The sequence below is a fragment of the Xanthomarina sp. F2636L genome (assembly GCF_026410195.1).
In the GTDB taxonomy this organism is placed as follows: Bacteria; Bacteroidota; Bacteroidia; order Flavobacteriales; family Flavobacteriaceae; genus Xanthomarina.
Map to the genome: position 1 here is coordinate 1 of NZ_JAPMLM010000034.1, position 476 is coordinate 476.

The window sequence follows — 476 nt, forward strand, 5'->3', positions numbered from 1 at the left end:
GATTGTGACGGTGTTCCAACCAGTGAAGACTGTGATGATAACGACGCAACTAACACAAACTCTAATGTAAACGATGCAGATTGTGATGGCGTTCCAACATCTGAGGATTGTGACGACGACGATGCAACAAATACAAACTCTAATGTAAACGATGCCGATTGTGATGGCATTCCAACCAGTGAAGACTGTGACGACAACGATGCAACCAATACAAACTCTAACGTCAACGATGCAGATTGTGACGGTGTTCCAACCAGTGAAGACTGTGATGATAACGACGCAACCAATACGAATAGCAACGTCAATGATGCAGATTGCGATGGCATACCAACGTCAGAAGACTGTGATGACAACGATGCAACCAATACAAATTCTAATGTAAACGATGCCGATTGCGATGGTGTTCCAACCAGTGAAGACTGTGATGATAACGACGCAACCAATACAAACTCAAACGTGAATGATGCAGATTGTGA

The 476-nt window shown here is 43.5% G+C and carries 1 pseudogene; it reads left to right on the plus strand.

The features are described from left to right. Positions 1 to 476: pseudogene (locus tag OS191_RS00155) on the plus strand (hypothetical protein); the annotation flags it as partial.